Raw genomic sequence first — 9511 nt, 5'->3', positions numbered from 1 at the left:
GCGCTATTAACAAAGCGTTGTGTTTGTCAGCTGCGAAGAAGGAAGAGTATGAAGCGTTTCGGCTAATTCGTCAACCTTCTTTTTTACCCTGCTTTACTCGGCATTTGCATGCGTCGTTCAGCGAGGGGGCGAATTATAGCCAAGCGACAGCGTGTCCGCAAGAGCCATTTATGGCAAGACGAACGATTTCACCAAGGTCAGCTCGCCGGCGGCCCGCATCGGCACCTGGAAGCTCTGCAGCTTTTCCCGCGGCGTGCCTTCATTGGTGATGATCGACAGGCGGGCGACGGTCAGCATGGCGGTGTTCTCGCCGCTACCGTAGTAATTGACATACGCGTGATAATTGCCCTTCAGGGGTGCCGCGCTGGAAAAGATTTCAGGGCCATAGCCGGTCGTCACGTCCACATCCAGCGCGCCGCCATCTTTCAGGACGCGGTTGCCGTACCAGGCGTGGCCGCCGTCCGGCGTGACCACATGCAGATCAAGATCGGTGCCGGCGCTGTCCCACGACAGCACGATACGCAAGCGCGCTTGCGTCTTGCCCTGGTAGCTGTCGATAAACTGGGTGCGCGCGCGGCTTCTGCCATCGGGCGAGCGCACTTCCACGCTGTTCGAGCCGCTGCCGAAACCATAGGGGCGACCGTAGCTGCCATCCTCCCCCACCTCCATCGGCATCGCCACGCCATTGACCACCAAAGTAGCGGGCTTGCCCTTGACGGCGCCCGCGATACGCCCCCGTATCTGCGCCGTCTCGGCCTGGCCCGGCTGCAGGTTGACCGACGCGGCGGGGTAATTGACCGCTTGCGTATAGTCCTCGCGCGCGCCAGCCGAATTGCGCCAGCCGCCCTTCGGTGCATCGATGGTGACCTGGGCCTGGGCCCAGAGTGGCAACAGCATTAGCGGAATCGAGCAACGGATATAAAAACTCACAGGGCCTCCAGGTTAAGGTCGACGAGCCGGCGGGCCAGCCGCTCGACATATTCTTCGTCCTGGCCGCGCGGATGACGGCGCAGGCCAAGGTGTAAATATTCATGGGCCAAGGTGATGCGGTCTTCGCGCGTGGCCAACGGGCGCATGAAGATGCGGTTGCGCGACTGCTCCGAATACGGCGCGCCGCTGGATAGCGCGCAGACCAGCGGCGCTTGCGGCGGCGCCTCGTAACCGGCTTCGCGCAGCAGCACGCGCTGCCAGCGCGGCACGGACCGCGCCAGCCAATCCTCGTTCTGCGCCAGGCGACGGCAACGCGCGCCGGTATTGCCAACGGTGCTCAGCGCGCCGCCGGGATAAGCCTGCGCCAGCAATTCATCATAGTGCTTGCCCTGTCTGGCCTGGCGCACCGCCTCGCTCCACGCCATCGTGCCCTCCGACGCTTGGTTGCTGTGATAGCGCACGGTGACGCCATCGACGATCAGCTGGTCGGTCCAGCGCGCAATCGCCAGCGCCGCCGGCGTGGCGGGGCTGGGACTGACGCGCTGGGTCGCGCTGCTGTCGGCGATCTGCTGGCAGCCCGCGACGGTTACTGCGTTCTGCTGCAGATACGTGCGCGCGGCAATCGCCAGCGCCTTGGCCGCTTCCTGCTCATTCGCACTCGCTTCGCGGTCGAGCACGCGCGCCACATATTCATTGACGCCGAAGCGGCCGCGCAATTGCGGGCGGCCTCCCTGCTCTTGTACCAGCATCAACTCGCCGCTGCTGCGCAAGGCCAGGTTCTGGCCATTTTCGAACTGCACATGGTAGCGGCCATTGAGCGGCCCGGGCACGGCCACGCCGCGCTCGCCGCGCACGGCGCGGATCGGATAGCGCTTGAAGTAATCGACGACCACGCAACCGCCATCTTCTGCCGCACCCACTGGCGGCAGACTGGCGGCCAGCCTGGGCGCCCACTGTTCAAAGACATTGCTGCTGCCGCCTGCGCCGCCAAACCAGATCGGGGTGCCATCGGCCAGCCAGCCAGCCGCGCCGCCAATCCTTTCATCTGCCCGGCGCTGCTCGTGCCAGGAATACGTCTTCACGCGCAGCTGGCTGCCGAACCAGCGCGCCGTGCCGGCACCGCGTCCATCGAGCACGACGCGCAGCAGTGCCGCTTCGGCGTCCACGCGGCTGGCGGCCGGTATGCTGTCCAACGCGCGCAACAGGCTGTCCAGACGCACCAGTCGTGCCGGCGCCAGCTTGGCGGGATCCGCCAGCCAGGCAAAGTCCCCTGCCGGCGCGCTACCTAAACGGGTGGTCCAGTATTGGCGCCACGGCGCGGCCGTGATCATCAGACGCTTCGGCGAGAAGAAGGGGCCGCAGGACTGCGCCAGCGCCGCATCGTGGCCGATGCTCTGGCCCGCATCGCAGCAATATACTTCTTCCGGATCGCGGCCGCCGCAGCGGTAGTCGGGCATCGCCACCTTGTTATCGCTCGCGTAGACATATACGAACAGCTTCCACAGGCTGGCCAGCGGCACTTGCCGCGCGCCGTCAAACGGCGGCGGCGCGGCGCTGCCCTGGCGCAGCTGGCGCACCTCCATCTTGCCGTCGCGCCACCAGGCCACGTCCAATGAAGCCGACCAGGCAGGCATGGCCAGCAGCAGGGCCGCCATCAATGCAGGACGTACAAAGCGCATCACTCGACCTTCAGCGCGCGCGTGCTCTTGCCGCCGCCCTCGAAGGCTTTCTGCTCCGGCTGGTACATGCGGTAAAAGCGCGCCGGCGGCAGCACATAACTGCCCTTCTGCGCAAAGCGCAGCAGATGGCGCACCGTCACGGCGCCTTCCAACGGCTCGATCGGCACCGCGTAACCGTCGCGGCGCTCCGTGTGGCGCGCGCGTTCCAGCGCGACCGGCTTGTCGCCCGCCATGACCATGCCCCAGGTCGTCGATTCGACCATGGCACCGGGCGGCAGCGCCACCTCCAGCAAGCCAAAGCGGTGCTTCGCACCCGGTGCCGCTTTCAAGGTGATTTCATCGAGGTACAGCGCGTCCGTGCTGAGCGCCTCGCCCGGCTTGACCAGCTCCGTCGTGTAGCCGCCCTTGCCCGCCTTCATGCGCAGGATGCGCCTTTCGACGGTGACCGGCAAGGTCTGCGCTTCGGCGGCATAGCTGTCGTACTGCACCACAGCCACCGTGCCGGCCGGCGCCGGTGCAGCAAGACGCAGTTTGTCAGGCACGCCCTTGGCGTCAAGCCAGCGCCACAGCGGATGGCCGCTGCGGCTGTCGCGTTTCTGCCAGGCGCCGTCCAGCGCGACGGCCGGCCCCTTGCCGAACGATGCGCCACCCAGCTTCTTCTGCACCCACATCAACGTCATCGCGCGGTCCAGGGTCGGCATCTCGGCGCGCACGTCGGCCAGCACCGCGTCCGCCTGCGATGGCGGTATTTCGCCGGCCAGCATCAGCAAGGCTTGCGCCACTGGCGCTTTGGACTCGCGCAACACCTGCCAGGCGCTGGCCACTTGCAGTTGCAGCCCATGCGGCAAGGCGACGCCATTCTGGCTGGCGACCAGCGCCACCAGGCCAAGGCTCATCGCTTGCGCTTCGCGGTCAGATGCCCCGCCCAGCAGCAGGCTGCCGCTGTCGCCCGCCTGGCGCGGCTTGCCGCCCAGGACGGCGATGGCGCTGTCGTCCACCAGGCCCGCTGCCAATGTCTGCGTGGGCAAGCCCATCTCGCGCGCCATCCACAGCACCAGCGCGCGGTCGCCCATCGCATCCTTCAAGCCATGCTCGCTGTAGACGGCCAGCAGCTTGTTCCAGTGCTCGGGCGGCAGTTCGATGTGCAGCGCGCGCGCCGCGTACCAGTCGGCGTAATAAGCGTACGCCGTCATCAGCGCATTGCCGGCCGTGGCATTGCCCCACCAGCCGAAGACGGCATTCGGACCGGCCATCGAGACCAGGCGCAAACGCTGCGCCGTGAGCAGCGTTTGCAGGGCGCCGGCGTCCGGCCCCAGGCTTTGCGTGGCCAGCGCCAGCGGAATCAGGCGGCTGGCCGTCTGCTCGACGCAGCCATACGGATAATCGATCAGGTCGTCGGCAATGCGCGCAAACTGGCTGGCTGCTCCTTGAGCGAACGAGACGCGGAGATTGCGCGCGTCGGCCGGCAGCTTGAGCGGCATATCACCGGTGGCGCCATCGAGCGGCAGCACCAGCGAGCGCGGGCTGCTCCAGGCGGCGGGCAAGGTTTGCATGGCCGCCTCTAACGCGTCGACCAGCTTGCCTTTCTGTTTCAGTTCCAGGCGCAGCGGCCCGCCAGCGCCTGCAGCGAGCGAAAATTCGACGTAGTTGACGCCCGGTTTGGCGGACAGCTTTTCCGTCTTCGGCTGCGCCCCTCCCGATAGGACGACGTCGAGCGCCTGCTCCTTGCCCGTCTGGTTGAACACGGCCACCGAAGCGCGCGGCGCATCGCCGGCACGCATCCAGTCGGGCGCCGTCCATTTGGCATAGAAGTTTTTATCGGAACGCAGATAGGCGGTGCGCTGGCCCACGCGCCCCTGCTCATCCATCGTGCGGCCGGTGATCCTCCAGCGGGTCAGCGCGTCGGGCATGGTGAAGCTCACGCGCGCATTGCCGTTGACATCGGTCTTCAGCGATGGCGCCCAGTAGGCCGTATCGATATTGTCGCGGCGCGGGCGTTCAAGCACCTTGACGCCGCGCTCGTTGTAGTTGTGGCGCGCGGGCGCGCCGGCCGTGCGGCCCTGTGCCATGTCGTAGCTGATGAAGGACAGGCTGGCCGTGGTGCGCACGTTGTTGCGGCGCGGATGGTAGAAGAAGTCGCCGATGTCGGGCGCTATTTCCGGCTGCAGCACATAGATCATTTCATCGACCACGCCCAGCGCCACCAGGGTGCTCAAGGGCTTGCCGTCCAGCGTGGCCTTGACGTCCAGCATGACCTTTTCGCCGGGCTGGTAGACCTCCTTGTCGCTCTTGAACTGCAGCGCGATGCGCGGCTCGATCACTTGCAGGCCGGCGTTCTCGAACACGAAATCGCCATTGCGCGTGTACGCCACCGAGAACGTCATGTTCGGGCCATGCTCTTCTTTTACCGGGATGCGCACTCTCCACTGGCGCGGCGCCACGCGCTTCGCCTGGTACCAATCCGCGGCGCCGGCCATCAAGCCATGGTGTTCGACCTTGTCGCGCTCGAGCGTCAGCAGCGCCTGGTCGACCTTGTCGGAGAAAGTGATCAAGGCCTCGGCGGTGTCGCCCGGGCGGTAGCGGGCGCGGTCCAGCACGATCTCGATGCTGCCCGGCGTCGTCTGCACGCCATCGCCGGCTACCCAGTGGCTGGCGGCGGCCAGCAGGTTGCCCCGTTCGTCGCGCAGCGCCAGCTGATACGAGCCGGAGGCCGGGAATGTCACGTCCCAGCCCTTGGCAGCCGGATCGAAGGCGCCCTCGGTCTTGCTCTGTTTTTCCAGCTGCACCATCTCCCAGCGCACGGGCTTCGCCGCGCCCTGGCCATCGGCCAGCAAATCGAAATGCACGTTTTGTCCCGGATCGGAAAACTGGCGCACGGCTTTCAGCTGGTAGCTGCTGCTCGAGCGCTCTATCATCAGCTCGCGCGTCGTCTTGACGCGGTAGGCCGCGCCATCGGTTGCCAGCACGGTCAAGATGTAGCGCGACGGATCGGCGGAGGGCGGCAAGGTGAAGTCCACATTGCCGCTGCCGTCGCTCGTCACTTCCTCGGTCTTCAAGGCCACCGGGAACAGGCCGCTGTAGCGCAGCTCCCCCTCGACCATGGTGTTTTGCTGGCCGCGCAAGGACAAGGTCATCTTCGCGTTTTTTACGGGTTTGCCATCGGGGTAGCGCAGCGCGATGCTGCCTTTGACCGCCTCGCCCGTCTTGAATTCCGGTTTCGATGGCTGGACGTTGATTTCAAAGTGCGGCTTGACGTATTCGGCCACGCGGAAGGCCGCGCCATACACGCCATCCTTGTAATTGAAGCGCAGTTCATAGCCGCCGGCGGTGGCTTCCGTCGGCAGGCGGAAGCGCGTGTCGGCACCCGTATCGCCGGACAGCTGCAGCGTTTGCGTCAGCAGCGGCGTGCCGTTCGGATTGAGCACGCTCAAGCTGATCGGTGCAGCGCTTGCTGCCTGCGAGGCGCGCGCCGAGGTGAATTCGCGGCCCAGGAACTTGACGTTGACCTCGTCGCCGGGACGGTACAGGGGCCGGTCGGTCACCGCATAAATCTTGGTGTTATAGATTTCGCTGTCATAGTAAAAATTCTCGGACACGAACACGCCGCCGGCGCCGTCCTGGCCCAGCACATACGTGTGTTCAGGGCTGCCGCGCTCGAGCGACGCGACGCCATCAATGCCCGTCACGGCCGACTGCAGCACGCCGGTACCGTCCGTCCACGCCACGCTGGCGCCGGCCACGGCGGCGCTGTTGTCGCGCCGCGCCGTCCATACCAGCATCTGGCCGGAAGAGACCTTGGTGACGGCCACCGTGTCCGACACGAACACCAGGGTGGTGGCGCGGTGCTCGCCTATGATCGCTTCGACCAGGTACAGGCCCGGCTTGCGTTTGCCCAGCGGGATCATCACGTTGCCGGCGCCGGCGACGATGAAGTCGCTGCTGGAGCCATCGAGCTTGACGCCTTTCGGCGGCGCGATGGCCTTGGCCTGCCAGATCGGATAGCGGAAGCTGTCGACCAGCTCCATGCCCTTGATCGGCCTGTACTGCGGATGATTGGCGAACACGGTCGGCTTGCGGATCGCGTCCTTCGTCGCCAGTTGCGGCTGTTCTTTCGTGACCGCGAGGCGCGCTTCGCCGGAAAACAGCTTGCGCCAGGCCAGGCGCGACTGCTTCCACCAGCTATCCCACAGAAAGCTCAAGGTATTGGCCAGGCCCTCGCCCTGGTAATTGCCCTCGACCTGGATGCGGTGCAGATTGCGCTGCTTTTTCAGGAATTCCATCGGCTCGGGCACGCGGTAGACGACGATGTCGGCGCCCGAATACGCTTCCAGGTTCATGCGCCCCATGTCGCGCCCGGGCACCTCGAGCCGCACGCGCGCTTCATCCAGACTGCCGTAGCTGGCGTCGGACAGCAAAAAGAAGGGCTCGCCCTTGAAGGTGCTGTAGTTGCTCGGTTCGCGCTGCTGCGCCGAGGCGCCGCCAATGAGGACCAAGGCCAGCAGACTGGCAAAGAACAGCTTCATGACAAAAATCGGCTTCATGATAAAAACGCCAGCCGGAACACCCCGGCGAAATTCGGATTGTTGACCACAGGTTGCCACCGCGTGTCCTTCCAGCTCGTGAGTTCTTTGATATCGACGGTCCGCAGACCATTGTCGTCGGGGGTGACGGTGCCGGTGTGGTAGGCGATGCGCGCCCCCATCCAGACCATCAGGTGCTGTTCGTCGCCCTGGTCGAAAAACAGCAGGTCGCCGGGCAGCGCCTGGCTGATTTCGCGGGCGATGAAACGGCTGTTGTGCTGCACCAGCGCCAGCGCCGTGACGAAGTGGCCGACCTTGCCATCCGTCTGCACCCAGCGGTTGCGCAGGGCTGCCTGGTTCGCGTCCAGTTCCAGCTCGGGCGGCAAGCGCCGGTCGCTGGCGATGCCGTTCGCGTGCAGCCACTTCGCGTCATGCACGGTGAGCGCTTCGTTGACGGCAAAGCGCACCAGGCCGGCGCAATCGCGGTGCGTCCAGCGCGGCGACGGCCCCCGTTCGATCTGCGCGTTGACGATGCGCAGCATCCAGGCCTGGAAGGCGCGGCTCTGGGCTTGCGACAGCAGTACTTGCGGCTCGGCGACGGCGCGCAGCGCCCAGGCCTTGGGTGCGGCGACAGCGGCGACGCACACCGCCAGCGCAGCGCGCCGTCCATGCGACACCGTCATCGCGCCGTCTCCTGCCATTCCAGCGTTTCCCACGACGTGCCGCTGGCTGGCTGCCGCTTGAGCACCATGCGCAGCGGCGGATATTTTTTCAGGGCGTTCAGGCGCGGCACCAGGTGTTCATTGGCGGCCGCGCGCAAGACCGGTTCGTTATTCGCCGGCAGGGTATCGAAGGCTTCCAGCTGGATCAGGCGGGCCAGCGAGGCCGGCGCGATCAGGCCGATCGTGTGCGCGCCATCGGGCAGCAGGTCGCTGGCGGCCGGCGCCTGCTTGCGGCGCACGGCCAGCACCTGGTCCACCAGCTTGCCGTCGGCCGAGAAGACAACCGTATTGCCGGCCACGGCCAGCGCCGGCGTGGATTGGCCAAGGCCCGTGGCGACGCTGCGCTCCCAGCGAATGGCCCCATCCTTGCCGGTGGTCTTGCGCACGGGGTCCTTGCCGCCGATGGCCGCCGCGAACAGGCTGCCATAGACAGCGTCGTCGCCGGCCTGCGCACTGCGCGTGGCGACAAACACGGGCGTATGCAGGCGCGAACTGCCGTACCAGCAGGCGGCGGCGGGGCCTTGCAAGTGCCCGGCCAGCGGCACCACCGGCTCCGATGTCTTGCTGCCCAGGCGCTTGAGCACGGGCTGCAGCGCGGCCCAGTCCACCGGCACGCTGAAACAGGCGCTGGGATTATGCGGCAGCTGCGGCCACAGGGCGCTGCTATCATACGCACCGTTTTTCAGTTTATCGGCATTGAGCAGCACCTTCGATTGCCAGGCGCCCTGTTGAAAATCGAAGCGCAGCGCTTCGAGCGCGCCAAAGAAGGGCTGGTAGCCGAACGACAGGAAGTCGGCCTTGACGGCGATGCTGTGGCCCTCGGGCGCGGCTGGATCGAGATGGAATTGCGCATGAAAGACGTTTTGTTTCGCCGGCTCTGGCGCCAGCAGGCTGGCCACGGTTTTCTCGGCCGTGCCATCGCCATGCTTGCCGTCGCTGCCACCGTACAGCATGCCGGGATGGGACAGGATGACCAGGCGCTGGCCGTGCGCGGCGAACAGCAAGGTGCGCTGGTAGGCATAGTTCAGCGCATACACGGGCACCTGGCCACCATCGACGCGCAAGCTGCCGGCCACGCGCATCTGCGTATCCTTCAAGGCGATCTTGCCCGCTTCCTCGAGCAGGCGCGTCAGCTGGCTGCGCGAGACGGCGATGGCGAAATGCTTGAGCGAGCCGTCGGCGTCGCGCCACAGGGCCACTTCCGCCGGCTGGTCCAGCACCATGCGCAGCAGCTGGTCGCCCCATCCCAATTCATGTTCATAGGCGATGCGGCGCAGGCTGCCCTTCAGGCCCAGCCGGTCTTCGCTCTGCTCGTAATAGAACAGGAAATCCTCGCGCAGCACGTCGCGCGCCAGCGGCACCGTCAGCAGGTCGCGCGGCAAGGCCGACAGGCTTTTCGTGCGGACCAGCGCGTCGGGCCGCGATAAATCCAGCTTCAGGCCGTTGACCGGCCCCAGCGTGCCCCAGCCGAACACCCGGTAACCGACCAGCGCGGCCGCCACCAGCGCCACGCCGGCCAGTGCCCCGACCAGGACTTTTTTATTGAGTACTTTTTTCGCCAGCACCTTGTATCCCTTTTAGCCTGCCGCAGCATTGACAAGTTAGTAATTGTTGACAAATGGTAACATGGCATTGGCAGCCGCAGCGCACAGCTGACGCG

The 9511-nt window shown here is 65.9% G+C and carries 5 protein-coding genes; all 5 read right to left on the bottom strand.

What is annotated here, in order from left to right; translation table 11 throughout:
- Positions 1 to 168: 168 nt before the first annotated feature.
- From JAB8_RS25295 to JAB8_RS25275, 5 genes are read right to left on the bottom strand one after another with little or no spacing between them, the layout of a single operon-like run.
- A complete protein-coding gene (locus JAB8_RS25295) occupies positions 169 to 897 on the bottom strand; it encodes a DUF2135 domain-containing protein (RefSeq protein ID WP_070292008.1) in 729 nt (242 codons plus the stop codon).
- A 29-nt stretch (positions 898 to 926) separates the two neighbouring features.
- Positions 927 to 2609 carry a DUF2300 domain-containing protein gene (locus JAB8_RS25290; RefSeq protein ID WP_083287924.1) on the bottom strand — a complete coding sequence of 561 codons (1683 nt, stop codon included), beginning with the start codon at positions 2607 to 2609 and terminating at the stop codon, positions 927 to 929.
- Positions 2609 to 7150, bottom strand: a complete 4542-nt coding sequence (locus JAB8_RS25285) for an alpha-2-macroglobulin (protein WP_083287923.1) — start codon at positions 7148 to 7150, stop codon at positions 2609 to 2611. The genes JAB8_RS25290 and JAB8_RS25285 overlap by 1 nt, the downstream gene beginning before the upstream one ends.
- Positions 7147 to 7812, bottom strand: a complete 666-nt coding sequence (locus JAB8_RS25280) for a DUF1175 family protein (RefSeq protein ID WP_070292005.1) — start codon at positions 7810 to 7812, stop codon at positions 7147 to 7149. The genes JAB8_RS25285 and JAB8_RS25280 overlap by 4 nt, the downstream gene beginning before the upstream one ends.
- Positions 7809 to 9416 carry a DUF2138 family protein gene (locus JAB8_RS25275; protein ID WP_070292002.1) on the bottom strand — a complete coding sequence of 536 codons (1608 nt, stop codon included), beginning with the start codon at positions 9414 to 9416 and terminating at the stop codon, positions 7809 to 7811. Before JAB8_RS25275 ends, JAB8_RS25280 begins: the two co-directional genes overlap by 4 nt.
- Between the last annotated feature and the right edge of the window lie 95 nt (positions 9417 to 9511).

This window comes from Janthinobacterium sp. HH106 (assembly GCF_001758725.1).
Taxonomy (GTDB): domain Bacteria; phylum Pseudomonadota; class Gammaproteobacteria; order Burkholderiales; family Burkholderiaceae_D; genus Janthinobacterium.
Note: the sequence above shows the minus strand (reverse complement) of the source record. Positions and strands in the feature narration are given on the sequence as shown.